The organism is Virgibacillus sp. NKC19-3 (assembly GCF_019837165.1).
GTDB lineage: Bacteria > Bacillota > Bacilli > Bacillales > Amphibacillaceae > Virgibacillus_L > Virgibacillus_L saliphilus.
The window spans coordinates 3,354,780-3,381,616 of the sequence record NZ_JAGYHC010000001.1; the positions used below are offsets into that span (position 1 = coordinate 3,354,780).

The window sequence follows — 26,837 nt, forward strand, 5'->3', positions numbered from 1 at the left end:
TCCTGACGACGGTCATCCATCCAGTTCATGATGCGGAGAATAAATCTAAAGAATTTACTTTTATACATAGTATAGCTAACCTCCACAATGTGTTCCTTTATTCATAACACTTTCATTGACTTAATTCAGATTAATATACAAAACCATCATCTCATATCTTATTATCAAGCATTGATTAAGTATAAAATATACTATAAACCTGTTAAAAGTCAAGAACTTTTGTTCGCTTTATTACTTGTAAAAAATCCTTTATACACCCCTAAATAGTTCCTGAAAATCATTTTTATGAGGCAGGAACCCTTCAAGAATTAAAAAATGACGATACATAACCAGAGAAAATATCTTTTTAGAGCGTGTTAACAGGTACTATCTTTATTAAAATTTCAGTTGTTTTGTCTCAACCAAGATTCCATATTTTTGGTTATAAGTATGTTTATTAACTCAGTATATATGGCAATATAAAGATACATAGCTCTGTGATACAAAAAATTCAAAATAAAAGGGCTTGCGTACCTCAAAAAAATACTCTACTGTTCTTTTGCTTCATGCATATTTTCAGCATTTTATGGTAATGTGTTCAGTAAGCAACCGCTGTAAATACTCAATCATTTACGTACGTTCTTTTGCAGCAGCGTTTCCCTTTTTCTCTTTTTTCAGTACGTTGAAAATCTCCTTGATATAAAAGTATACAGTTGTTGGGTAGATTTCCAAGCTACCTCGATTTACAACAATAGCGCACACAGCAAAACAGACCAGCCTCAACTGATCTGCCTCTTATAAACATGCATATTAAACTTGCATGTTCTCCACTATAGTAGCTATACCCATTCCGCCTGCTATACACAATGTAACCAAGCCATATTTTTTGCCGGTACGCTCCATTTCATGAAGCAATTTTGTCATTAGAATCGCTCCGGTTGCACCGATTGGGTGTCCCATAGCAATGGCTCCGCCGTTTGGGTTCACCATTTCACGATTCAATCCGAGTTCATTTATGCAGGCTATGGATTGGGCTGCAAAGGCTTCATTCAATTCAATAATATCAAGATCCTCAATTGATAAATTAGTTTGTTTTAGTGCTTTACGTGTTGCACAGACAGGACCCATTCCCATCAGTTTGGGATCCACCCCTGCAGATGCTTGTGCTAGAATTCGAGCTTTAGGTCGGTACCCAGAATTCACAGCCTCATCTTCTGACATAACAAGTAAGGCAGATGCGCCATCGTTTCGACCACTTGCATTACCAGCAGTTACAGTGCCATCTTTTTTAAATACAGAGTTTAATTTAGTCAGCTTTTCAATAGTTGTTTCTCTTGGATGTTCATCCACCTTAAACTCAATTTTGCCTTTTCTTGTTTTTACGGAGTAAGGGGAAATCTCATTTTCAAAATAACTATTTTCTATGGCATTTTTGACATTTTGCTGACTTCGTAAAGCAAATTCATCCTGTTCTTGTCTTGAAATATTATATTTTTCAGCTACGTTTTCTGCAGTTAATCCCATATTCAAGTCCCCATAATCTTCTTTTGGTTGAGAACCTGGCTGACTTGCAGTATTAGGATCCCTCATTGAGACATCTCCTGATTTCACTCCAAAACGTACGCCGCTTACATAATAAGGCGCCGTGCTCAAAGACTCAGTTCCACCAGCAATGATAATATCACTTAGCCCGAGCTGAATTTGCTGTGCTGCTGAGTTGATTGATTGGAGGCCAGAGCCACATTGTCTATGCAGTGTATATCCTGGAACTTTTGTAGGGATTCCTGCACGCAACATTGCTACGCGGGCAACATTTGAAGCATCAGAACTCTGTTTTGCCTGTCCTAAAATCACTTCATCCACAGAGCCTTTATCTAAATTCACCCGTTCGGTGAGTGCTTCAATAACATGTGATGCGAGATAGTCCGCTGTTTCATTCACCAGTGTCCCTCCAAGCTTCCCAATGGGAGTACGGATGGAATCAACTATTACTGCTTGTTTCAAATTATCATCCCCTATTTTCTTGTATAACGTTAATTAATTTGTGTTGTCCTCAAATTCCGCATCTGTCTTTTCCTGAATTTCCTCAATACTTGATCCAGGCATGATTTCAATCAGTTTCAGTTTCTTATCAATTACCTCAAATACCGCCAAATCTGTTATAATCATACTAACACTCCGGGTTGACGTGATTGGGTAGGTGCATTCTTTCAAAATTTTACTGGAGCCGTCCTTTGATGTATGGCTCATTGTTACAAACACATTTTTAGCACCAACAAGTAAATCCATTGCGCCTCCAACACCAATAATATTTTTACCGGGGATGGCCCAATTGGCAATAACACCTTGTTGATTCACCTGTAGCGCACCTAAAATGGCTACATCCACATGACCGCCACGAATCATTGCAAACGAATCGGAACTATTAAAAAAGGATGCCCCAACAGCTTCGCCGACTGGCAGTTTTCCTGCATTCACTAGATTAGGATTAATATTTTCTGTCTTCACATCTGTAACTCCAAGTAAACCATTTTCCGTATGAAGATGAATCTCATTATCATCCAAATATTCCGGTATTAGAGTCGGGATACCAATTCCCAAATTCACAATCAATGGACCTTCCAATTCTTTTGCAACCCGCTTAGCAATCATATGCTGCATTTCCTTTTTATCTAAGTTAGCTGTCATTTTGTTACCACACCATCCTTTGTAAGGATTTGCTGCGCATTAATAATCATATCAACATATAAATGTGGGGTAATAACGGCTTCTGGATCTAATTCCCCTGGTTCCACAATCTCGTCCGCCTCCACAATAACTGTTTTTGCTGCGGAAGCCATAAGTGGATTAAAGTTGCGTGCGGTTTTGTAATAAACGACATTACCCAATGTATCTACCTTATGTGCGCGTACCAAAGCCACGTCCCCCGGATCGGTTTTTCAAACACGTACCGGGTGCCATCAATTTCGCGTTCTTCTTTGCCTTTTGCCAAATCTGTGCCAACAGCTGTTGTTGTATAATAACCACCCAAGCCAGCGCCACCTGCACGCAACGACTCAGCCATTGTGCCTTGGGGCTTTAATTCCAGTTCGATTTCGCCTTTTTGGTATTTATTGCCCACATCACGGTTACTTGTAAAATAAGACCCGATACCCCTTTTAATCTTATTCTGATTTAATAGGATTCCAAGTCCCTTTCCGGGCTCACCAAGGTTATTACTGACAATTGTCAGGTCGGACACATCCTTTTTGGTGAGCCCATCTATTAACGTAAGTGGTGCTCCAATCAACCCAAAGCCCCCGACCAGGACAGTATCTCCAGATTTGACACAGGATAATACTTCTTGGACGTCTTGTTTTACTTTTATCATGAGTTCTCCCCCCGTTACATTTATCATTTTTTTCTGTTACAATGCTTCACTGATTTCGAACCATGTCGGTATCCCCGCTGTCAAAATGCAAATATAGCCGAGATTAGCTAGTTCTTCTTCTTTAACACCGATTTTGCGTGCCTTTTCAATCCATGGCAAGGCTGCTTCTCCTCTTAAATCAACAATATAGTTTCCAACCATATTCAGGTACTTTAGCTTATCTGAAACATGGCCGTAATCGAGAATCATTTCCTGAATTTGTCGCTTATCATTTGATTTCACAGCTTCAGACACACTTTCTATAAAACTGGTATCCTCATCCTGAAGCCAATCTAGGATGACTTGGAAAATGCTCTCAATTCTTTGTGGCTTTTGATCTGGAAAATCAACCTTTACACCTTTTAGTTCCAACGCGTACGCAATAGCTTCTATTCCCACGCTTAATGCTTTTATTCCTTTATACCAATAGGCTGTCAAGAAATATTCCACTAGCTCTGGCAAGCTTAGACCATGTTCTATTGCACCCTTGGTATGGTAAACCATGCTGCGTGGGTACAATCGGGCAGCATTTATACTGCCAATTAAAGCATCCTTTTCTTTCCGGGATAAGACCGGGCCATCTTGCATAATCTTCCCGCGTATATCCGTATAATAATCAAGCACTTCTGGGCTATAATCGTGCATTTTCTGCACCCATCCCGGCACCTGATCATAGACTTGTTTAAAATAAGCCAAACCATCGCTCATTAGCTCACCCGCCTTTTTAGAAACGAGTCTATTTCCCTATTAATGTAATCTCGTTTTTCAGAGACCATTGTATAATGATTGCAATCAGAAATAACCGTTTCCAACTGTTTCGTATACTTCCTGGTTTCATTGTAATCTTTCAAGTAAAACAGCGGTGACATCGATCCAATATTGCCTTCTGCATAGACAAGCAACATTGGGCAGTATATTTGAGAACAGACCTGTTCAGGATTAAACGTATAAAAGCTTTCAAAATCAGCGTTAATTGCCGCTTGGTTCGATTTGTTTTCCCAGTGGTTTCCTACCTGTTCCACTTCATATTCAACGGCATTTTTTAAGGGTTCACTCCAAGTGATTCCTAGATTTAAATAAATGTCTTTGATTTCTCCCACGTACTGTTCTTTTGACACGTATAGCTTGCTCAATCTTTCAAGGGACGGTTTAACGATATCCCGTTGACGTTCTGACATCTTCGCAGCACCATCCAGTAAGATAACACCTTTTACAGAATCCATTTTGCTGGCAAATATGGCCGAAATAAAGGCACCCATCGAATGACCCATAAGAATCGGATTGCCAATAGCTAGAACTTCAACTAAGCCGATAATGTCGTCTGCATGCTTGAAAATGGATGGATTTGCGTCAAGTGCATCACTATTACCTCGACCGCGCAGATCCACAGCAATGAAACGGTAATCACCTTTGAATTTTTCCGCATAATAATGCATATTTTTATACGTTCCTGTTAATCCGTGAATCGCAATAATGGGGTCCTTTTTACCTGGATAATCAGTAACTTGAATCATTTTTCCATTGATTATTTTTTTATAGAATGCCATCCGAAAGACACCTCATTTCTTTAGTTCGTAATAAGTATAAAATTATATCATCCGTACAAATATTGTATTATTGATCATGCAATTCGTGGAAGCTTAAAACAAAGACTGATTTAAACTGCATCAAAAATAAGAAACTTCCAGAAACGAACTTCCTTCAAACTATGCCGGGATGCTCGCTGTCAATAATCCCAAAAGTAATACTTCCGATATTTATTGATCACTTGCCCCTAGCTTCTTTGCTGAATTAACATGAAGTGCAATTCCTTTCTCATACCGTTCTGCCACATTAATGCCAACAAGTACCAATTCCTTTAATTTCCTCGGAACGATTCCATCCTTTAAAATCGAAGTCCTTAAATTTCCGTATTGCCTTAAAACATCAGGAGCATTTCTTTTCATAATATCAACCCAATCGGCCTTCACATCACCGGCTTCTTCTTTAAAATAGGCAATCACTTCTTCCACGTTCTGGAAATCACCCACCTCATATGATTGTTCTGAATCTGCCATTTCATTACTGTTGCTATATTTCTTTGCATATTGAATAGCCTTAATACCTTCAAACCATGCCGGGATACCCCTTGATAAAATACATGGAGTAAGAATTTCAGCTAACTCAGACATTTGCTCCTAAATTAATGGCTCTTTTTGCATGATTCAATAGGTCTTTTTCATACCGGCGTGCGGCATTTATACCAACAAGTATTAATTCTTTTTCCTTTTTAGAAATATTTTCCTCTTTCATTACTTCATTCCATAGATTTGTATAATACTCAAGCACCTTCGGATGGTAATCATTCATTTTTTGCACCCATTCAGGAATTTCCCCGTAGATATCTTTTAAATAGGCCATCTATCCATAAGAACTCTCCCTCTATGTTAAAATTCATCCACAAAGGCAATTGCTCGCACCGGTGACGCGGTAGCATTTTTCATTTTTATTGGCAACGCTTGAAATTGAAATCGCCTTTGTTTCGGCAATTTTTCAAGGTTTATAAGGTTTTCTACAATGTACATATTTTTTCCAAGCACTTCCATATGAACTTCACGCTTCATATTGTCATTTACATCAATATTGGGCAGATCAAGCCCAACAGTTTTCACTTTCTTGTTTGTCAGCCATTCTCCGGCACTTTTAGCAAATGATTTAGCTTCATCAAAATTTTCATCTCCCCATGTGCCCTTTCGTGTGCGGACAAGGACAATATCGTTTTCTCGAACTTGAATTCCTTGTTTCTCTTCCGCACTTTTCATCATCGCATCAGTAACTGCCTCATCCTGGCTTTTAAAGTCAGATACATCCAAGAATACAGCTTCTCCCATTGTATTATCCAGTGTCATATCACTAGCTGTTTCACCACCTTCAATAAAATGAACAGGTGCATCAATATGGGTGCCGCTATGGTCAGAGAAGGTGATCAATCGTGATTCGAATCCCTTACATGGCGAAATATAACGATGCCCGGAATTTTCAAATGTCGAATGTTCCTTTATTTCAAAAGGTGGATGACTCTTAAACGATTGCAGTCCGTCATAAAGTTCCAACGTTAGATCAATGAGTTTCATATCATTCCCTCCAATTTTTATGCATTCATCTTCAACACAATCTTACCGGCAGCTTTATCCATTGCCGCATCAAACGCTTCTTTCGCACGTTCAATACCATAACTTCCTGTCACAAGCCTCTCAAACGGAAAGGCGTCGTCAGTTGCATATTCGAGTGTTCGTTTGAATGTATCCCAAGTAATACCATAGCTTCCTCGAACTTGTATCTCACCTCTCACAATCTGATCCATTTCAAGCGAGAATGTATTGGTGGAAATACCAACTAATACAAGTTGACCACCTTTTTTCAGCACCTTTGCTGCGTTTCCCGGAACCGAATGATGGCCGGAACAGTCAAATACCACGTCATAGCCGTTATTCCAGCCCAGTAAATCATTAACGAGATTATCAGATGTCACAAGTGTATGATGTACGCCTATTTCTTCAGCTTTTTCAAGCCGTTTTTCGTCACCTGGAACACCTGCCATGATAATGTTCTCTGCCCTTAAACCAACTAATAGGCTTGCTACACTTAACCCGATTGGTCCAGGTCCAAAAATAATTACTTTTTTACCAGCTATTGTCCCCGCTTTATCAACTGCCGTCAGCCCAACAGCTATTGCTTCTGATACAGCAGCGACATTGTCCGAAACGTCATCTGAAATAGGGACTACGTTCTTTTCCGGAACAGCGATAAATTCTGCCATCCCTCCATTTTGTCTAAATCCATATTGCAACGATAATGGTGCTCTTTTGGACACAAAGAAATTATTATTATCACATCGATTTTCTTCCCCACGCTTACAATATTCACATTCACCACAAGGGACATACGGATTTATGACAACCCTTTGTCCTTGCAAGGTGTTATGACTTGTTTCGACAACAGTTCCGGTAATCTCATGGCCTAAGGTGAGTGGGTAAGGAATCCAATCATAACCTGCGTGACCGGCGTACATATGCACGTCACTGCCACAAATACCGACACTGCTCACGTTAACTAAAACTTCCCCATTCTGAACTGATGGTTTCGGTAATTCTTTTATCGACAACTCGTAAGGTGCTTCATTATATTTCATAACTGCTTTCATTGTACACACACTCCTTCTTTATCTAAATTTGTCTGCCGTTATCCTAGAAATCCCCAAAGCAGGAAGATTGTACAATGTACAACCCCAAGCCAAAGCATAATAACAACCATATAGCCCATAACCGCTTTTAATGGTAGCTTGGAAATTGCCAGTACGGGCAGGATCCAGAATGGCTGAACCATATTATTCCATGCGTCCCCTAGCATGACGGCCATTGATGTTTGCTGTATGGAGGCTCCTAAATTCTGAGCAGCCTCAACCATGATTGGACCTTGAACTGCCCATTGACCGCCACCAGATGGCGCCAGTATGTTGACTACAAACGCTGAAATGAGACTCCAGAATGGTAGAGTCGCTTCTGTTGAAATACTTACAAACCAACTTGAAAACGCCGTAATTAAACCAGACCCAACTAAAATACCCATAATACCAGCATAAAATGGATATTGTAGGACGATACCTGCAACTGTCTTAATACCATCAGATACCGCAGACAAATAGTGAGCTGGCGTTCCCATTAATAAGATGCCTAGAAAAAGCATCGTAAAGTTAACGGTGTTTAGACCTAAAGAACCACCTTGAATAAAATGGGTTATAACATAAATCATGCCTAAGATACCAATGCTTACACCAATTATCCTGCTGTTATTCATGCGGCTGGCAAATGTTTTTTCTTCTGTACTCGCAGTCTCTGCCATACCTTCAGATTCAACTTCTTTTACAATTTTAGGATCGATCTCGATGATGTCATCCTTGTTCTTTGGGTGAAGTCTGGCATTTAAAATCGGCAGTGTAATGAGAATGACCAGTGTTGATATAATCATAGGTAGAGAGAAAATGGTTTCACTCATCGGTACAACTCCAATTTGCTCTTCCAGAAAATGACCAGGTGTAGCGATTGTTACTGGAACTGTACCAGATATACCTGATCCATATAGGGCAAATCCACTATATCCCGCAGCGATAATCAACGGATAGTGTACACCTCTAACCTTTATTGCGAGTTTTTGTGCAACAATACCACCAATAATCAAGCCAAATCCCCAGTTTAATAGACTTCCGATGCCACCGAATAATGTGGCTGTGATGATAGCAGTCGTTGGTCTTTTGATACCTGATATTGATTTATCGATGCCTTTATCAACTGTTGGTGTTTTGGCTAAAACATAACCTGTCAATAAAACCAATGCCATTTGCATCGTAAAATCTAACAAATCCCAAAATCCGTCGCCCCAATATGAAGTTGTTTCGAGAAATCCAGATCCTTGTATAGTCATAGCCAAAAAGATAGCTACGATTGTTAATCCGATGGCAATTACAAATGGATCAGGCAGGTACTTATTAACCATACTTGTAAAAAAGTTTGTCATTTTCTTCAAGTTAATCCCCCCTTGTTTTGTTTTGTGAGATTAATTGGATGAGCTCCAGTAATTTTTCGTCCTTTTCTTTAATAGAGTTTTTATAATCAACTTTATCCCAATCGTAAAACCCTTTCTTTTCCTTAAGGCCTGTTTCACCCTTATCTATCTTTTCTTTTAGCAAGGGAGATGGAGCAGAAGAATTATTCAAATCTTTATATAAGTAAGATGCAATATCATAATGAACATTCAGTCCATTGATATCGCGTTGTTCAATTGGTCCGGTTAACACCATACGAAGACCAATGCTCCATTTCACAACGGTATCAATATCTTCGGCTGACGCGACACCTGATTCAAGAAGTGATATAGCCTCTCTGGAAATCGCATGCTGAAGCCGATTTCCAATAAAACCCGGAATTTCCTTTTTCAATAGAACTGGCCTTTTCCCCAATTCTTCCAGTCCATCCATTACAAAATTAGTAACTATTTCTGAAGTCTTCTCACCTTTAACAACTTCTACCAACGGTACGATTGCTGCCGGAGTAAAAAAATGAGTGCCAATTAAACGCTCCGGGTGTTTTAATACTGAAGCGATTTCAGAAATGGATAAACCCGATGTGTTAGTGGCAAAAATTGTAGTATTATTACATTTCTCCTCTAATTCAGCAAAAATCTTCTGTTTTAATGGCATTTTTTCCGGAATAGCTTCAATAACAAGATCAGTAGAAATTTCACCCGTTAATGTTTGAATTGTTTTAAGGTTCGAAATGCAGTCATCTTTCCTTGTTGAAATAAAATCTTTTTCTTCTAATTCCTCTATCTGTCTTTCAATTGAGGATATGGCATCTTTCATAACGCTTTCATCCTCTTCAACAAACAAAACGTTTACATTTCTTTGCAAAAAATACTGTGTTATGCTCCTCCCCATCGTACCTGCCCCTATTACCGTAACTGTTTCAATCATTCTCTAACTCCCCCGCTCAATAAGAATGCACATACAAGCATATTTAAATAACGCTTGCATAATTTTGTAATTTGTTGTACTATATACGTACAAAAAGTTATATTATGTACAAATTATAACATAGGAGGTAATAAAAATGTCAATAGTAGAAAGATCAAATAATTTGAAGGAATCCCAAGATCATATTCAGTCATTGGAAAAGGGGTTGAAGGTCATTCAAATTTTTTCGGAGCAGATTCCAACACTTACAACCAGTGAGGCTTCCAAAAGAACCGGTTATAGCAGGCCAACTACACGTCGCATTCTCCTCACCCTAGAGCGTCTCGGATTTGCAGAATCCAAAAATGGTGTATTTTCATTAACAGCTCATGCTCTAACATTAGGTTATGCATATCTTTCTTCACAGAATATGTGGAATATTGCCCAACCATTTATGCAGGAATTTGTTAAACAAACAGGTGAATCCAGTTCAATTGCTGTACTCGATGGAACAGATATAATATATGTAGCCCGAGTTCCAACTAAACGCATTATGACGATAACGTTAAATGTCGGCTCACGTTTACCTGCATATGCTACGTCTATGGGACATATTCTCCTCGCTCATTTGTCACAAGAAGAATTCAATAAATATATAGAGAAGGTAAAATTAGATAAACTAACGGATAATACATTAACAACAAAAGAAGAATTAATAGCTGAATTGAAACAGGTACGTAAAAGAGGATGGGCAGGTGTCGAGCAACAACTGGAAGAAGGGCTTCGATCTATAGCAGTTCCCATTCGAAATGCGGAAGGTACAGTATTTGCAGCCCTCAACTGTTCCGCACATGCAGGGCGGATAAGTAATGAAAAACTAAAAGATGAGTACCTTCCATTGTTATTTAAAGCTGCAGACAAAATCAGCAAAGGGATTGCAACTTCTCTAACTATTGAGCAACCATAGAACGAATGAATATCTGTTGTTTTAGGTATTGTTGCTGTTATTTATTAGGAAATAACTAATCTTGTTCCTTGATACGGTGTGAATGAAAGGTCACACGATATTTTTTCCTTTTACTTTTTCGTTTAAGCGTTTTGTAAGCGACAAATAAAATACACATAGGAATCAAACGCCTTCCGTGCGATAACCTTCATAGAAATGAATTGGGGGGTTATGCGATGACTTTAAAAGACAAAAGAATAGAATGGAAAGCAAGATACGACGCTTGGGAAGAAAGCGAACAAAATGTAGCTGAATGGTGTCGCGACCAGGAAATCCAAGCCCATCAAATATATTACTGGGTGCAGCGATTCGAAGGAAAAGAGAACTCTTTATCAAATATTGTCGTAAACAATAGGAAAATTTAGAAGCGTTCTTAGAGGATGGCCAATTGGAGATCGGTAACAATCGAGCAGAACGATCCATCAAGCCTTTTGTGCTTGGAAGGAAAGCTGGCTTTTAAGCAATACCGCAATACTCACACAATCCAGAGCGATTATCTATAGTCTTGTAGAGACGGCTAAGAAAAATGGACTGAACCCATTTAATTATTTTAGCTACCTGTTCGAGGAACTGCCCAATATGGATACAACTTATAAAGAGCAATTGGCTCAATTCCTGCCATGGTCTGCAACACTCCCTGAAGAATGTCGCGAATAAGTCTAAATAAAATATACACGAGATCCCCATCTGAATACAGGTGGGGATTATTTGACGCTTACCTTTTTTCTAACTTATTTTTGCCGTAATTGGGAAAAACCCACCGCCCTACTTAACGCATAGACACCAGCACTCTTGGTATACACCTCATCGTCTATCAAGTTGCACATGGTTTGAACAATTCGGCTTTTCATATTGGTTAAAATTAATGTGTATTTAATTCTTCTAATAGGACTTGCATAGAAGGTTGCTGTTTTTCCATAGGATCACCTCTCTCAATATTTTTTGTGGTAAATACAACATTTGTACTTATAAGCGTACAAATATTGGTTATATTATATAGTACGCTTATAAGTACAGTCAACATTTAATATTGAAATGAGGAAAAAACTTGGTAAAAGTAGAGATTCTGTTAAATGAATTACTAAATCGATATAACTTAAGCATAAACCAGCTGCATTTGCTGACCGGAATTCGCCGGGCAACTCTTAGTGAACTGGCGAGTGGCAAACGACAACGAGTTCAGCTGGAGCATATTGAAAAAATTGCTGATGCGTTAGAGATTGATGATATTAATGAGATAATTACACTTAGGAAGAATGATGATGAGGTTTAAAACCTTTTATAGAGGGAGAGCATCAAAATATAAAAATATATCTTCTAGTATGTCTAGAGAAAAGGGGGATATGTCGCATGACAACAATATATATAATGAACCAATGTAAACACCGCCTAATTAACAGCCTAATTTTCGGAAAAATAAGGATATTTGCTTGAGGGCAATTTATAGCCTTGAAACAGTCTATATTGTTAGAAAAAAGTGATTACAGTCAACTAAATATCGCCTTGGCAGTTTTTTACCGAGAATGAACAAAGGATGTATCAAATTTATTCACCAAATTTTTTAAATATGGTATAATTGTACTAACAATAATCTCATCTTTGACACCTAAAACCGCCATAAGTGTTGTATAATCAACATTCATGGCGGTATTTTAGATGGCAAAAACTGCGTACTATTTTCCTTTTTTAGTTTGCTTAAAAATTTTTTTCATATTTTTTGGGCAACGATCTCGAAATCAGTTCTGAAGCCAAATGTATCATGCAATGCATCCGTGACTTTTGTTCGAGTAAATGTCGGTATGTACCCTTCTCCGTCCAATTCGCGTATGTTCATTTTCCTCAATGTACTGATTAAATCAGGGCAAGTAAAGCGTTCATCCAATTTTTTCTCCAAAATACGGTACATCAATAAGGATAAAAAACATGTTAAAAAGTGTGCTTTGATTCTCGTTTCTCTTTGTAAATAAACAGGTCGTGCTTGAAATTCATTCTTTAATATCCTGAACGTTTCCTCAATTTCCCATCTCCCTTGGTTAATTTTGATAATTTCCTCAATCGGTGAATCCAGATTTGTACATACCGCATAAAATCCATCATACATGCCTAAAGTGAAACATTCTCTATCTCTATAATAGTTTGAAAGAAATACCCCATTATCTTAACTTTTCCGATTATAAGGGTGAGGAAGACTGTTGAAGCACAACCGAATTATGGCAGCTAAAGGGGTGCGGAAAATATTTCCTCTCCACTTGATACCATACATGGGATTGTTTTAAATAAGGATGATTTATTAAGACGAGGTTTATTGCTTTTCTCAACTATTAAAAAGTCGAAAAAAGTACCTCAAAGTTTTTCTAACTTCTGAGGTACTTTGTATCAAGACAATTTCACGTTCCCACCCTGTACCTGCACAACTTGTGAAGCAGCATCATTTCCCCATGTACATGCCGTTTCGATAGATTGTCCATCAAGTAAAGCTGTGATAAAAGCTCCAATATGTGTATCACCTGCCCCTATAGTATCAATTAAGGGAACATCTTTCCCGTTGCAAATTTGGGATATATTATCCTGTACAAATAATGTACCTTCTCCGCCCAGTGTAACTACAACGGGGTTATTTGTTTGCTGATGGATCATCTTTGCCCCTGCTTCTATATTATCAAGTCCACTTAGAGATAAAAGCTCCTCCCGGTTACAGTGAACAATAGTGTCCAATTTTAACAACGCTTTCAAATCTTCCTCATTTATGTTACTTACTCGCGGAGAAGGATCAAAGATAATAGCTGTTTCCTTACTTTTATTCTGCAACTGTTCGAGCAATACGTTTGCAGAGTTGCCTTCAAACGTATACCCAGACAAATAAATATAATCATAGATACTAAAATCTACTTTCTCAAACCATTCTTCCTTCCAGCTGTTTTCTATACCTGGAACAGTAAGAAATGTGCGTTCTCCATTAGCCTCTACCATAGATAAACACCAACCATTGTCTCCATTCAGGTTATGCATTAGCGGAGCATGATCGTCTGCGTTCATTTGTTCTTTTATATGTGCAGCATTGGGACCGTTACCAATCGGTATCATTAAATCGTAAGAGGCATTTAATTGTTTTAGTATATTTCCAACATTATATGCACAGCCACCTACGATCACTTCTTGAGATTTGGAAAATACATCTTCGCCACTAACAGGAAGTCTTGGTATATTGACAACGATATCAATAACAGCACTGCCAATAACTAATACCTTTTTTTCGCTATTTATCCTTCTGACACCTAAGTGTTGTTTTTTTGGCATTTCTCACCCTCCTGTAATTGTTGTTTATTACGGTGAACATTTGTTATATAGTACAGGCCTCCGCTAATAATAAATGTCACCAACATATCAAAGCTGGAATTGATAAATATGGTGAATATTAAACCAACGATAACACCAGCTATCCAACTTACAACGCCACCAATGTTAATAGAATTGTAACGCACGTCCTCTAACAGCTTAGGATCATACCCTTGTTTACGTCGCAGAAAAATATAATCTACCATGAAAATAGAGACCCAAGCAGCTAAACCAATACCTAAAATCCCTAAAAATGCTTCAAAATAGCCTAGGAAGTCTTTGGAGACAATAAGAACATAAAGCGGTATCAAAGTAATTATAACAGCATGTATGGTAATCGCAGTAGATTCTTTGATAGCCAAATTAAAGGTGCTCATAATCAATCTCGATGACTTTAAACCAATAAAACACATTGGAGTAAGTCCGCCAAGTGCGGCAAAAAGATAAATAATTGTCATCCATTCAGGTAATATTTCACTAATAAGCAGGATGGGATTTTCAGCATTAGCTAGTTCAGGTGCTGCTGTTGCCAGTAAAATTCCTGTGCTGATAATGACAAATAGAGGGATAAAAGCACCGAATGTTACATTACCAATAATTGCTGATGATTTATTACTTCTTTTTTGGAAACGACTGTAATCTGCAGAAGCGTTTGTCCAAGTTAGCCCTGTACCAACAATAACAAATGCAAGCGCAGGAAAGAATCCTGTTAACCAAGGTCCTGAACTCATAGCAAAGAGAGAATTCCAGTCTGTTTCAGGTATTAACATAAGAATAACCAACAAAGTCAGTGCACCAAATACATAGGTGAAAAACGTCTGGATAGATACAAGTGTTTCATGAGAGAACAAGCTGGAAGCTACAATCAACCCTGCAAAAATCACTAAACTGATGAGTATGAGTAAATTATTCGTGCTGATACCGAATGCACTAAATAAAGCTAATAAGGTTAATGTTCCTGTTGATACATTTACGGATAGCCATCCGACCTGTCCTGCCCAGCCAATTAATGCAGGAATATGATTTCCTTTAAATCCATATGCCGCCCTGGAAAGTATAAAGGTTATCGCACCAGTATCTCTTCCAGCAAGACTTGCATAGCCGACCAGAAGAAAAGACAAGGGGCCTAGAATAGCTATCAATATAGACTGTGTAAAACTTAATCCATACCCGATAATAAGTGCTCCATAAACAATCCCCAAAATCCCCATATTTGCTGCAAACCAAATAAAAAATAAATCTCTTGGCTTACCTGTTTTTTCTTCATCAGTCAAAAAAATTTTCTCTTTATTCTCCATATATATCTCCCCTATCTAAGAAATCTCTTCCTTTTAATAGTTTGGAAGCGTATTTCTGTAAATGGACATGGTTATTTTGATCAATGATATCAATCCATACGGTGTCGAGCGCTTTATATCCAGATTTTGCACCACATATGGCGGTTGCCATCGCCCCAATAGTATCGGTATCTCCACCTATATTTGCACAAAAAAGAGCACAATGATGTGGGTCTTTACAATAATAAGCAATAGCTAATGCTGCAGGCACAGATTCATTTGTTGCTGTTCCACAGCCGATAACATCATAGATTTGCTGTGCAAATGTTTCTTCATCATCTTTGTGTTTTTCGGCAAACTGTAATCCTAACTTTAATCGTTCTGAAATAGATGCAGAGAATGTTTCTTCGCCTTCTTCCAAGGCAAGATCATATAGTTCATTTGTTAATGCCATTATATCTTCCCAGCTTTTATCTTCTGTTGCTAAACAAACTGCATATGCGATCATACTCGCACCTGCGATTGCGATATCACTGGCATGTGTAGGTTGACTTACTTTACGAACATATTTAATTAAACTATTTTTTTGTGTGCTGGAAAAAAGTGTACCTATCGGAGCGATTCTCATAGCCGCTCCATTTGTTAACGCTTTCTTTGTGTATATAGATGGATCATTTCCTGTCTTAATCGCATTCAGGGCTGCTTTGGAACTGGGGCCAAGTATGTTGTTATCAAATGCATCTGTTTCATTGGCCCACTTTATTAACTCTTCTGCGATTAATTTGTTTGAAGGCTCAAAGTTATTTTTATTTAATGCATCAATGATAAGCAATCCCTGCGATGTATCATCTGTAAACTGTCCTTTTGTAAAGTTACAAGCTACATCATTTTCTGCTGGACCGTCTAGAAAAGTGGTGATTTGTCCAAAAAAATCTTTTACTTTACGTCTGCTCCATAATTCGGAAGGCATGCCTAATGCGTCTCCTATAGCTAGACCATACAAAGTTCCTAAAATTTTATCGTTCATTTAACCATCTCCCTTAACTTATACACTCATACGTATGAGTTATTTCAAGTATAAGATGTGCTTTCCTCATTGTCAATTATATTTATTGGAAAAATCTTTTCACCTTTCTGCTAGCTTTAAAAGATAAAAGAGTATCTAAAATCCAGTGTCCCATATGGATAAAGTATACGATAAAAAACCAATGACTTTTATCTGTTATATAACTAACAATTAACAGTCATTGGTCTTCGACAATGAGATATGAAACGAGGGAGTATAATAACATGTTTCCCCAATGATATTAATCATGAATATATTGAGAGAGTTTGAAATTAAAATTTGGACTGTATATAATGTTGATGCGTTCAATTTCAATGTTGCTTTCTGTTAAAACAACACCGTAACTTTGTAATAAAGGTTTTCTTTCTTTCATTTCAAGCCGATTATATATGAGAGGTGTACCTGAAATAGGCTCTATATTTAGATTGGCATAATGTGGATAAGTGTTATACACTTTACGCATTAGCTCGTAAAGTGACGTACTGGAAAAGTCGTAAGTTTCTAAGTTTGGAAATAGCTTCAAAGGCAAATGAGAAGTATCGATTGTCATCCAACTAGTTATATCATCATCTGATTGCAACCCTCTTAAACGAACCAGTTTTAAAAAATACGAGTCGTCTTTTACATATGTTTCTTTTTCTAAAACCTCTGTAACCGGCTTTTGATTATGATCTCGAGCTATATCTGAAAAACTTTGAAAATTCCAAACGGTATCTTTTGTCTCGCGTAACCTGACAAAAGTCCCTTTGCCATGAACCTGCTGAACAAGCCCTTCTTGCTTAAGCTCAGCAATTGCTTTTCGAATAGTAGTTCTGGTAATTTGATATTGTTTCATCAATTGTGTTTCGGATGGAAGAAGATCCATTTCTTTAAATTCCCCATTTAAAATTTGTGAACGTAATAAACGTTTTAGTTGAACATATAATGGAATAGCATCATCTTTGTTTAACATTATTATCTCCTATATTTTTTTAGCTACCAAGGCAGCCTTATTTCCTATCACGTAATACGTAACCATAAGAATGATACAGTATTTACCCATTCTATTTTATGGAACAAAACATTTAAGAAACAACGTCATAATTTGTATTAACTTTATAGTTTCGTATCACCTTACCAATATCTTGTTTACTTTTAATGGAGTTGTTCATTATTTCACTTCGATTAATAAAATCATTAATACCCTTTAAATTAACATTACATATTAAAACTATCCTAAAATATAACCAGCGTCGATACCTATCATCAATCGTTTCCTTAAAACTCAGCCGCATAAAAAGATCTTCATATGAAGACACACGAAGAATAAATACATATAAGGCTTTACTGTTAAAGAAAATATAATAAACAAAAATCCAGAACGCTATTGCCAACTCTCTGTTTGTGGAATATGTATATTTTTCATCCTGATTTTGGGATAAGGAATTATCTGACGCTTACCGACCTACCATTCACGTAACAATCTATTCTAGTGATGATATATTTTGACATTACAATTTTATTCCCAACACTTCCATCATATTAAATAAATCAGTATAGTTTACATTTAAATCCAAGCAAAGATTTGGAATCTTAGGTTTTGACATGGGTTGTCCACCGTTAAAGAGACGTAATTTTTCAAAAGAAATAACCGTGTAACCGTAAACTTTTGCTGTCGCTATCAATCAAGGGTCTGCTATGTCTTCTCTGCCACCCCATTCTATAAACGGCCTTTTCACTGTATTTTTCATTGATGTACAAATGGTTTATAATGTTTTGGTATTCGTTCACTATTTCTTGTTTGTTAGTTGATAATACGTCACCTTTAAAATCATTCTCAAACCATAACTGTATATCATCTTTGTCACTTTCCTTATCTCTGGGACAAACTTCTTTATTAATTTTGTCAATCGTCTTAATGCAACCTTTTTGGGCTATGTCATTAATTTGTTTCCAGTAGCTTGGAGCGACTGAAAATCGATAGTATTCTTTACTAGGAGTAAGAAAAGCATTTGCATCTATTAGAAATATATTGTTGTTATTCAAATCTTCATCTTACTCCTTTCAAACGCTCAGATAAGTCTTCAAAAACCCCTCTTCCAACACCTGCTAGCCTATAAGCATCTGTGTACAGCGTTTTTCCACTTTCTACACTTGAGATTAAGGTCACAAGAAAGGTTTTGTCCAAACGAGACAATGCATTGTTTATAGAGTTTCCCCCAGATCCTGTTTGCTTTTGCATCTTTTCAAAATTTCGTTGAGTTATGTTTTCAACTTCTTTATATTTCTCATTATTAATAAATCCTTGATCTAACGCTTTTCTGGCAATAACTAATGGACTTACTTTAAAATGATCTGCCACACATGTTATTTTTTCAATTTCATGCTCGATGTCTTTATAAGTTTTATTCCATTCATTGATAAACCTCTTAGTAGGTGCTATGATCTCACTAGCCACCTTATTGTACAAAGTTTCGATAGGGCTGGTATATTTATTTCTGTGTTTCAAATCATCGTTATATAGAGAGTTACGCCCAAAAAAGATATGGACAAGCTCATGTAATAAAGAGAAAGTTTTCCCACTATTGGAATCTCCAATATTTATAAATATTAACGGCACATATTCATCAACAAGTGTAAAAGCTCTAAATTCATTAATATTGAGTGGTCTGTGCGTATTATTTAACGCTATTCCGCTTTGCATAACAATAATACCATACGTGCTGAGCTTCTCTCTCAATAAGGAATAGGTGGACTTTTTACTGTTAGCCATTTCGTACCAGTTTTCTTCTACATTTAAAACTTCTCTGATATAAGCAGCGATTTGTAAATGATTATCATCTTTATCAGGATTTAAAGCGCCAACAAAATTTAACTTATCTCTGCCTTCCTCAATAAAGCTCTCCCGCAGCCATTCTTGTTTACGTTCCATATCTTCAATCGTGTCAATAAGTTCCCTACTGGGATTGTGAATTGCAGCAGTATCAACTGTTCGGAACTCCAATAGTGGCATATCTTCCTTGAATGGAGTTTTGATGAGTAAATAACCGAGGGGAACACTGAGAAACCTGCTTAAATCGTTTAATTGATTAAAGGTTGGATCTAATTCATGATTAAGCCATTTATGCAAGTTTTTAAAACGGTTTTTAACCTCTTCCAAGTCTTTCCCTGATTTAGAAATAGCATCTAGAATCACTTTTGGCTCAATCTTTAATCGAATAACACTCATTGTATCCCCTCCTTCAATAATAGTATGTATGAAGCAAGTATATTGTAACACAGTTAAGCCTCATCATTCATCACATTTGGGAAAAATCAAACTTCTCATTTGGTGCTACTGTCATAAAAGTTATTTCCCCTCCATCCTAGCTATGTGAAAACAGAGTCATAAGGCGACTGGATTTTTTTCGTATCCCCCACTTATTTATTAACCGGTAAATTACGATGCTTCTCACAATTTGTCGCATCGACCTCCCTTCGTTTGCGTACAGTTCATGGTAACCATCTCTCCTTTTCCCACTTGTTTGTATACAAGGGAGATTATCAAATTCATTGGCCAGATTTTCAATGAACATGGTGGTCGATTTTAAACATCATATACCTCTGCTACTACAGGTCCATGTTTCCAGGCAATTAATTTTTCTTTGAAAGGGGGCTTTATCAAATCCCTTAACACAATCCTCGTAGAAGAAGTAAATAACTTTTGAAATTTTAAATGCGTACATTCAAGCTTCGATGTGACGAAATTTGCTATATTGAAAGAGGTTGTATCATCATCAGAAATAAAGCGGATAAACGATCAAACTTATTAACAGGAAACACACCTTCAAAAAATTGTCATACTCTACAACTGGTTCCCATGTCTTAGCGTCAATTTTTTACATAATGGAAATTACCAGCCTGATTTATTCATAGCTTCATGATATGCCCTTTGGTGATCCCGTAATAACAGTACTTTTACGTGTTAACGCTAATTATCCAAAAAGTGGAATTAAAATAAACGAAAAAGAGCCCAACTTTTGGTAATGTAATAAGTGACTACACTAAACATACTAAGGGGCTCCTTCTATAACTGCCAGTGTAAACGAAAAATCGATGAGCTTAATAAACGTGTGAAAGTAAATTTTGACGGCGGTGATTTAACAGGTGATGCTTGTATTTTGTTACATCAGGAATTTAATGATGTTATTATGCAAAAGATCTATCAAAATGCTGGGACTAGCTAATGGAGCTTAAAGACTTATATTTCCGCTTAACGATCCGCCAAACGCGGCTCCTGCTCATCGTGTGGATAAACCACCATCCGCGGTGAAGGAATACTAATACCCTGTTCAAATAAATCCTCTTTTACTTCTTTACGGATTGCTCTAGCGCCAGCCCACTGCATAACCGGGACGGTTTCCGCCCGGATACGTAATACATAGTTCGATAATTCAAGTGCTTGTACACCGTTAATAACGGGGGTTCCCACAAACATATCGTATTTTTCCGGCAGGGATTGTAACGTTTCTTCTATCATGTTCTCAATTTGTATAATATTTGATTCATATGGCACATTGACCTCCACCATTGCAAAACCATTCGTTGCGGAATAATTGGTTACAATATCAATGTTACCGTTAGGAATGACATAGGTTTGTCCGTAATAACTTCTTAATTGTGTGACACGCAGGCCGATAGCTACTACATCCCCCTCGATTGCGCCTATTTCAATATAATCGCCTACTGAAAATTGATCCTCAAAGATAATGAAAAATCCGCCAATCACATCCCGAACAAGACTTTGAGCACCAAAGCCGATGGCCAGCCCAGCAACTCCTGCTCCGGCAAGCATTGTTTTGATTGGCACATTGAATGTATCCAGTATCATCATAATGGCAATAAACATAATGCCATAGGAAAGAACACTGTTTAACAAATTTTTAAGGGTCTGTTCTCTTCGATTCGTCGACAGTTTGACCGGCATATTTCTTCTCTCTTTAAAAATCGCATTGATTACTTTCTTTCCCACGTTTTTAAGTACAAAAGCAAAAATAATGATAACAGCGATTCTCAGTGCCGTTTTCCCTATCCATACCCACAAGGTTGCGCTCGTTATGTAGTCAAACAGGACATAAAAATTATCGGACAGCCAATTCATCCTATCTCTCCTTTTCCGTTATTATTACTTCCTCTATGAGAAAAATAGCTCAGGCTTCTTTGGTAATAGATGTGTATATAGAATAACTTTACCTACATAAAGCAACATTGCGATGTCATTTCCACAATGCTTCTATGCCACATACTCAGCAGGAATGGTAGAATATAAGTTATACCTGACTGAAACGATATTCTTTATACGTATTGTATTTATTTTAACACAAAATAAGAAGGGAGACGGGAAATACTGGCGTAATTTTCACCACCCTTCCGTTTTAGGATTTGCATTGTAATTCCATTTGAATGATATGTGATCGTCATAGCCTGTCCCTCTTCCTCATAATAATGGATAGGGAAAGGAGTTAAATCTATGGGGTTATTTCGGGAGTTTCGTCAGTTTGCCATGAAAGGAAATGCAGTTGATATTGGGGTTGGTGTCGTCTTAGGTGCTGCATTTAGCGGACTCATTGATTCGCTAGTGAAAGACATACTCTTGCCCCCAATTGGCTTACTATATTCGAAAGTAAATTTTCAGGACCATTATATCAGTCTGGATGGTACAACTTATCCATCATTGGAACAAGCGAAAGAAGCAGGTGCCGCCACCATCAATTACGGGCTGTTTATAACTGCATTCATACGCTTTATGCTTATTTTATTCGTCGTTTTTCTGGTTATCAGACAAATAAACCGCTGGAAAAAACCACACCAGCACCCGAGTGATTCGATGACGAAAAAAGAATGTCCCTATTGCCGTACACCGATCCCAACATTAGCAACAATTTGCCCAAACTGTTCCTCTGTATTGGACAAACAAGAGTCTATACGAAAGGCCGGGCCGAAGTGGCGGATGAAGTGAGGGGAAGAGTTTAGTTAGTTTTCTCACCAATGATCAATTAATGAGGCAATTCCTTTGATTTGTTATTGTTGATAATTGCATATGTGGGTTTGACATTTATATTTATAACTCTACCAATTCAATATTTCCTCTGTAGTTTTTTTCTGGTAATCAATAATTTTTATTAAGACATCAATTTGATCCTTGTCGATTTTTTGTCTTTTAATTTATTTGACATCGTATTCAGTAGAGGAGCGCTACTTTTCCAATTATGACTATACTCATATAAAATATCGTTTAGATAGCAAGATTAGTATCCCCCCTGCTTAATCAGAGGGGGGATACTAACCTTATTTCTGATCTTCAATCAAGGAATCAGCACTTTCTTTAAGTGTTTGATATGCTTGACCATTAATCAGGTCCTCATTTTTTTGATAAAGCAACAGATTATTGAATCCTTTCATATGTTTGCTTACCTTTTCTGAGGCATTTTCCTTTTCATAATGTTCTACAGCCTGTAAGTGAAGTTTTAAATCATGTACAGCCTCATCGTTCTTAATGTCATTTGCATCATCAAGTTGCCAGAGCTGCGTTTGGATATAATCAGTATCGATCTCTTCCGGCACATATAGTTTTATATCATCAATAGTAGCTGCTCCCTCATAGTGCGTTAAATGAGGATCCCCAAGGATAAAGTAATCCGGATAGGCTGAGTCCTCCGGCCACATATTTTCCTCTTTGTATTCGCCATTCGGAGTGTCACGGCTCCATGTGCGATTGAACTCTCCATTATATTGGTCGGGCCTGTTGTTATAATGCCAAATGGGTTCGTCACCCTCAACAAAGTCACGATGATAGCGTAAGTTTTTTTCTCCTGCATGTAGGAAATTGCCTGACATCTCCATGGTATATCCTGTTTTATCACGCTCAATCGCAAATGTATAATCTTCATCCGGCATTAATTCCGGCTGAATTTCAGCTGCGGAAACAATATCACCTGTATGATTTCCACATTCAGTTTCTATTAGGAAATCCGTATAGGGATAATCATGATCTTTAAATTCATCTCCGTTCATGAACAGGGCATTAATCCCATTTTGGGTGCTTTTGCTGGAATTATAATTGTACAAATCACCTGATCCCGGATCACAAACGGAATAAGCGTCACCTTCTGGACCATTTACATTATATGCGTCCATATTAACTTTGCGGTGACTATGAATATGCGCGTTATTATGGGGAGCAGGGTTATTATAATCTAAAATAGACAGGAAATAATAACCATTTGCGCTGCGGACGTCACCAAAATTTGAGTTTCCGGGTTCATCCGGGCCTGAAAAAGCATCTGGATCTGTGGCCCATGGATAGTTCGTTTTAACTCCTTCTGTATCATACCCGTTTATTTTCCCGTCATATTCAAACGAGCCGTCCCGCTGTCCACCGAAGTCAATTGTTTTCAGCTTGTATTCAATGCGGTATTCCGGAGGAAGCGGATCCGTGGAACGAATGATCCCTCCACCGCTGTGATCATCTTCGTCTAGTTTGGCTGCGCGGTTGCCATCAGGCATAGTAACATTATCAAATGTTACAGGATTATCCGGTTCTCCTTTCTTGTCATAATCCCGCACTGCCAATTCAGCAGTAAGCCAGTCATCTTCACCAAATGAAACTCGTTTACGCATCAACCAAAAACTATCTAATTTCCTCTCAAAGTCGTCTCCACCTAAAGCATGAAAATACGCTCCGTCATCACCTAGTCCATCGGTTACTTTCCATGGGCTGTCTTCCCCGTATTCATCACGAACCCAATCGGCATCATTAACATCGAGATCCTCACTGAAATCCTCATGATGTTTGAGTTTCCATTCCGATGTATCCTTATCGGCGTCATTGCTATCATCCCTAGAGTCAGCAGCCATTCCCGTTCCGGGGACTTGCAATAAAATAGTAAAGGCAAGTAAAGCAGATACGGAAATCATGAAAAACATCCTGTACATCCTAGCACTCCCTTTCATAATTTTGGGTGTAATTTGGAATCAACTGCGGTTAACCTAAACGAAAGTTCATCGGAAGCTAATCGCTGCTGAGTTTTTCTCTGCTTGTACGCATCAATGTTTAGTACGCATCTCCTCTTCCTTGTCTCCCTGTTCGATGCTAAACGTCCATTTCAGTTCAATCTTCTCTCTTGGGAGCTGTTTTTACCCTCGTCATTATCCATGAAATGAAGCTTGACACAGCTCATTTAACGTATCGAACTTGTCTGCTGTCTTTTTAACTTCATACGGACACTCCTGTCCTGTAAAAATATATATTTTTCTACGGTTTAAAACCGTGACAAACTATGTCCACGGGGTAGAAGTTTTTTTAATCGCTGCTTGCACCTTCCTTAAGTTATCCACGCCAGTTGTATGCAACCATTGATAGTACGCATTACTTCCTTCGCTGGCAAACGACTCCACACCATCCTTCCAAATAGCCCGCCCACATAAGCTACCGCTGAATTTTGCACCAGCCTCTTTAGCAAAATAAAGCGTTTCTATAAACTGGTCGTTTGTTACTCCACCGCTTAAATAAATAAACGGAATGCGGCTCTTTTCCGAACTATTGCGATATAACTCCGCAGCTGCTTCTTTACTATAAACAGGATCATAGTTATCATATTGTTCATATCCCTCAATATGAAAAATAAATACCGGAACCTCAACTTTCAATACATCAATACCGTATATTTCTTTAGAGAATTCCTCCATAAAGTAATCCACAATTGACGGTTTCTGCTTGGCGAACTCCGTTCCCTTGGATGCAAGCCCTTCGGCACTATAGGAAACCGGTTCTAAAATAAACAGGATATCATTTTGCTTACACTCATCTCCAACCCGTTTGATCATTGTTTTTTTCATTTGGTTAATATACTCATCTTCCTGATAGTCGTAATAGACGAGTAACTTAATAGCGTTTGCGCCAGCTGCTACTAAATCCTTCACTGCATAATAATCAACTAAATTTGGTAAACGGCCTTTTTCAGTTGCGTCATAACCTGTTTTTTCATAAGCCATGATAAGCCCTACATTATCGTTTAATTTCGCCGCCGCATCCCAGCCATATTCTGGATCGAGAAGAAGCGAGGATGATTGATTACCCAGTACATCGCTGACACCTTGTTTAAATTTCCGCAGGCCATTTTCGTACGTAATGTTATCATTAAACGACCCTATCAATTTGCCCAGCGATCCACGCTGATCCATGGCGGTCGCCAGAATAATATGATTGTCATCAGAAATAAGCTCAAGTCCATGCTGTTTTCCTGGTGATAAAGTCATTTTGAATACCTCCTGTTCTATGTTATTCCAGTAATGTAACGCCGATTTGTTTCTTACACCAGTCAATATTTTCCGGATTGATGTGGCCTGTTTTTGCTTCCATCGTATTTAAAACACCCATAGCCATTCCAAATTTGATCCATTCCTTTCCAATTAAACCACGCGAGAGACCTGCTGCGAATCCGGCAATAACTGAATCACCCGAACCAACCGGATTCACCGCCTGAATAGCTGGTGTCGATGCACGATAAATATGCTCATTCTGTTTTATCAAGGACCCACGCGCACCAAGGGTTACGACAATATGAGGGACATTCATCAATAGAGGATCGTTTAATACATTTATAATCTGCTTTTCATCATCAAGGGGTCTACCCGCAAATTCAGCTAACTCCTGTGCATTTGGTTTAATCAAAAAAGGCTTGTGTTCTCCTTGCAGTGTCTTTTTTAGTAATTTGCCATTCGTATCCAAGAAAACTGGAACTTTGTGTTGATTAGCTATACCTATCATTTTCTGATAAAAATTATCCGGTAACCCTTGCGGTAAACTACCAGAAATCGTGACTATGCCCATTTGTTCAATTTGATATGTGAATTGGTCGAGGAATTGTTGTGCTTCCTCCGCCGCGATCATTGGACCGCTTTCCAATATTTCTGTTTGTTTCCCTTCATGGATGACTGCAATGCAGTTTCGTGTTTCACCATCGATTGTCGTAAAAAAATCACGAATTTCAAGATTTCTAAGCTGCCTACGAATAAAATCTCCTAAACTACCACCTAAAAATCCGGAAACAGCCACTTCTTCGTTCAATTGCTGCAAAACCCGGCTCACATTCAATCCTTTTCCACCAGCCGTTTTTGACGTACCTTCAGCCCGATTTACTTGATCAATACTAAATTGTTCAAGCTTATAACTAATGTCGACGGATGGATTGAGTGTCATCGCTAAAATCATTTTTACACCACCTGCAATGTTAGGATATTGATCTGTCAAAGAAAAA

Annotated in this window: 24 protein-coding genes and 4 pseudogenes; 5 read left to right on the forward strand and 23 right to left on the reverse strand. The window is 37.9% G+C overall.

The window, feature by feature from the left end:
• Positions 1-789: 789 nt before the first annotated feature.
• From KFZ56_RS16025 to KFZ56_RS16075, 11 genes and pseudogenes are all read right to left on the reverse strand, one after another.
• Complete coding sequence (locus tag KFZ56_RS16025; RefSeq protein WP_222643024.1) at positions 790-1,983, reverse strand: thiolase family protein; 1,194 nt, start codon at positions 1,981-1,983, stop codon at positions 790-792.
• Between the two features lie 33 nt (positions 1,984-2,016).
• A complete protein-coding gene (locus tag KFZ56_RS16030) occupies positions 2,017-2,667 on the reverse strand; it encodes a 3-oxoacid CoA-transferase subunit B (RefSeq protein WP_255585181.1) in 651 nt (216 codons plus the stop codon).
• Positions 2,664-3,349, reverse strand: a pseudogene (locus KFZ56_RS16035) (CoA transferase subunit A). Before KFZ56_RS16035 ends, KFZ56_RS16030 begins: the two are co-directional and overlap by 4 nt.
• A 36-nt stretch (positions 3,350-3,385) precedes the next feature.
• Positions 3,386-4,096, reverse strand: coding sequence for a carboxymuconolactone decarboxylase family protein (locus tag KFZ56_RS16040; protein ID WP_222643025.1), 711 nt, complete (start codon positions 4,094-4,096; stop codon positions 3,386-3,388).
• Positions 4,096-4,935 (reverse strand): alpha/beta fold hydrolase, encoded by an 840-nt coding sequence (locus KFZ56_RS16045; protein ID WP_222643026.1) that lies wholly within the window; start codon positions 4,933-4,935, stop codon positions 4,096-4,098. Before KFZ56_RS16045 ends, KFZ56_RS16040 begins: the two co-directional genes overlap by 1 nt.
• Before the next feature lie 210 nt (positions 4,936-5,145).
• Positions 5,146-5,559 carry a carboxymuconolactone decarboxylase family protein gene (locus KFZ56_RS16050; RefSeq protein ID WP_222643028.1) on the reverse strand — a complete coding sequence of 138 codons (414 nt, stop codon included), beginning with the start codon at positions 5,557-5,559 and terminating at the stop codon, positions 5,146-5,148.
• Complete coding sequence (locus KFZ56_RS16055) at positions 5,552-5,788, reverse strand: carboxymuconolactone decarboxylase family protein (RefSeq protein ID WP_222643029.1); 237 nt, start codon at positions 5,786-5,788, stop codon at positions 5,552-5,554. Before KFZ56_RS16055 ends, KFZ56_RS16050 begins: the two co-directional genes overlap by 8 nt.
• Before the next feature lie 26 nt (positions 5,789-5,814).
• Positions 5,815-6,501, reverse strand: a complete 687-nt coding sequence (locus KFZ56_RS16060) for a cyclase family protein (RefSeq protein ID WP_222643030.1) — start codon at positions 6,499-6,501, stop codon at positions 5,815-5,817.
• Between the two features lie 17 nt (positions 6,502-6,518).
• On the reverse strand, positions 6,519-7,571 hold the full coding sequence (locus tag KFZ56_RS16065; RefSeq protein ID WP_222643031.1) for a zinc-dependent alcohol dehydrogenase: 1,053 nt from the start codon (positions 7,569-7,571) through the stop codon (positions 6,519-6,521).
• A 38-nt stretch (positions 7,572-7,609) separates the two neighbouring features.
• Positions 7,610-8,941, reverse strand: coding sequence for a short-chain fatty acid transporter (locus KFZ56_RS16070; protein WP_255585378.1), 1,332 nt, complete (start codon positions 8,939-8,941; stop codon positions 7,610-7,612).
• 10 nt (positions 8,942-8,951) lie between these two features.
• Positions 8,952-9,896: a 3-hydroxyacyl-CoA dehydrogenase NAD-binding domain-containing protein gene (locus KFZ56_RS16075; protein WP_222643033.1), complete on the reverse strand. Its 945-nt coding sequence runs from the start codon at positions 9,894-9,896 to the stop codon at positions 8,952-8,954.
• A gap of 136 nt (positions 9,897-10,032) precedes the next feature.
• Here KFZ56_RS16075 and KFZ56_RS16080 point away from each other — a divergent pair, with 136 nt between their 5' ends.
• The 4 genes and pseudogenes from KFZ56_RS16080 (at position 10,033) to KFZ56_RS16095 (ending at position 12,154) form a co-directional block, all read left to right on the forward strand.
• Complete coding sequence (locus KFZ56_RS16080; RefSeq protein WP_255585182.1) at positions 10,033-10,842, forward strand: IclR family transcriptional regulator domain-containing protein; 810 nt, start codon at positions 10,033-10,035, stop codon at positions 10,840-10,842.
• Between the two features lie 215 nt (positions 10,843-11,057).
• Positions 11,058-11,195: pseudogene (gene tnpA, locus KFZ56_RS16085) on the forward strand (IS66 family insertion sequence element accessory protein TnpA); the annotation flags it as partial.
• A gap of 17 nt (positions 11,196-11,212) precedes the next feature.
• Positions 11,213-11,538, forward strand: a pseudogene (locus KFZ56_RS16090) (IS66 family transposase); the annotation flags it as partial.
• A 391-nt stretch (positions 11,539-11,929) separates the two neighbouring features.
• Positions 11,930-12,154, forward strand: coding sequence for a helix-turn-helix domain-containing protein (locus KFZ56_RS16095; protein WP_222643034.1), 225 nt, complete (start codon positions 11,930-11,932; stop codon positions 12,152-12,154).
• Positions 12,155-12,554: 400 nt separating this feature from the next.
• On the opposite strand, the pseudogene KFZ56_RS16100 reads toward KFZ56_RS16095, so the two are convergent.
• The 9 genes and pseudogenes from KFZ56_RS16100 to KFZ56_RS16140 form a co-directional block, all read right to left on the reverse strand.
• Positions 12,555-12,982: pseudogene (locus KFZ56_RS16100) on the reverse strand (IS1634 family transposase); the annotation flags it as partial.
• A gap of 275 nt (positions 12,983-13,257) precedes the next feature.
• Positions 13,258-14,178 carry a PfkB family carbohydrate kinase gene (locus KFZ56_RS16105; protein ID WP_222643037.1) on the reverse strand — a complete coding sequence of 307 codons (921 nt, stop codon included), beginning with the start codon at positions 14,176-14,178 and terminating at the stop codon, positions 13,258-13,260.
• The gene (locus tag KFZ56_RS16110; protein WP_222643038.1) at positions 14,157-15,515 is read right to left on the reverse strand and encodes a purine-cytosine permease family protein; all 1,359 of its coding nucleotides are present in this window, start codon (positions 15,513-15,515) and stop codon (positions 14,157-14,159) included. The genes KFZ56_RS16105 and KFZ56_RS16110 overlap by 22 nt, the downstream gene beginning before the upstream one ends.
• Positions 15,505-16,521: an ADP-ribosylglycohydrolase family protein gene (locus KFZ56_RS16115; protein ID WP_222643039.1), complete on the reverse strand. Its 1,017-nt coding sequence runs from the start codon at positions 16,519-16,521 to the stop codon at positions 15,505-15,507. Before KFZ56_RS16115 ends, KFZ56_RS16110 begins: the two co-directional genes overlap by 11 nt.
• Positions 16,522-16,801: 280 nt before the next feature.
• Entirely contained in the window at positions 16,802-17,512 is a 711-nt protein-coding gene (locus KFZ56_RS16120; RefSeq protein ID WP_222643040.1) for a GntR family transcriptional regulator, read from the reverse strand.
• A gap of 538 nt (positions 17,513-18,050) precedes the next feature.
• The gene (locus KFZ56_RS20105; protein ID WP_222643041.1) at positions 18,051-18,224 is read right to left on the reverse strand and encodes a DUF4411 family protein; all 174 of its coding nucleotides are present in this window, start codon (positions 18,222-18,224) and stop codon (positions 18,051-18,053) included.
• The gene (locus tag KFZ56_RS16130; RefSeq protein WP_222643042.1) at positions 18,178-18,585 is read right to left on the reverse strand and encodes a DUF4411 family protein; all 408 of its coding nucleotides are present in this window, start codon (positions 18,583-18,585) and stop codon (positions 18,178-18,180) included. The genes KFZ56_RS20105 and KFZ56_RS16130 overlap by 47 nt, the downstream gene beginning before the upstream one ends.
• 4 nt (positions 18,586-18,589) lie before the next feature.
• Entirely contained in the window at positions 18,590-19,768 is a 1,179-nt protein-coding gene (locus KFZ56_RS16135; protein ID WP_222643043.1) for an ImmA/IrrE family metallo-endopeptidase, read from the reverse strand.
• A gap of 1,023 nt (positions 19,769-20,791) precedes the next feature.
• Complete coding sequence (locus KFZ56_RS16140) at positions 20,792-21,679, reverse strand: mechanosensitive ion channel family protein (protein WP_222643045.1); 888 nt, start codon at positions 21,677-21,679, stop codon at positions 20,792-20,794.
• Positions 21,680-22,048: 369 nt separating this feature from the next.
• On the opposite strand from KFZ56_RS16140, the gene mscL reads away from it, so the two are divergent.
• Positions 22,049-22,537, forward strand: coding sequence for a large conductance mechanosensitive channel protein MscL (gene mscL / locus KFZ56_RS16145; protein WP_222643047.1), 489 nt, complete (start codon positions 22,049-22,051; stop codon positions 22,535-22,537).
• A gap of 329 nt (positions 22,538-22,866) precedes the next feature.
• On the opposite strand, the gene KFZ56_RS16150 is transcribed toward mscL, so the two are convergent.
• From KFZ56_RS16150 to KFZ56_RS16160, 3 genes are all read right to left on the reverse strand, one after another.
• Entirely contained in the window at positions 22,867-24,495 is a 1,629-nt protein-coding gene (locus KFZ56_RS16150) for an FIMAH domain-containing protein (protein ID WP_222643049.1), read from the reverse strand.
• Between the two features lie 360 nt (positions 24,496-24,855).
• Positions 24,856-25,836 carry a tagatose 1,6-diphosphate aldolase gene (locus KFZ56_RS16155; RefSeq protein WP_222643050.1) on the reverse strand — a complete coding sequence of 327 codons (981 nt, stop codon included), beginning with the start codon at positions 25,834-25,836 and terminating at the stop codon, positions 24,856-24,858.
• Positions 25,837-25,858: 22 nt separating this feature from the next.
• A complete protein-coding gene (locus tag KFZ56_RS16160; protein ID WP_222643051.1) occupies positions 25,859-26,791 on the reverse strand; it encodes a hexose kinase in 933 nt (310 codons plus the stop codon).
• Positions 26,792-26,837: the final 46 nt, after the last annotated feature.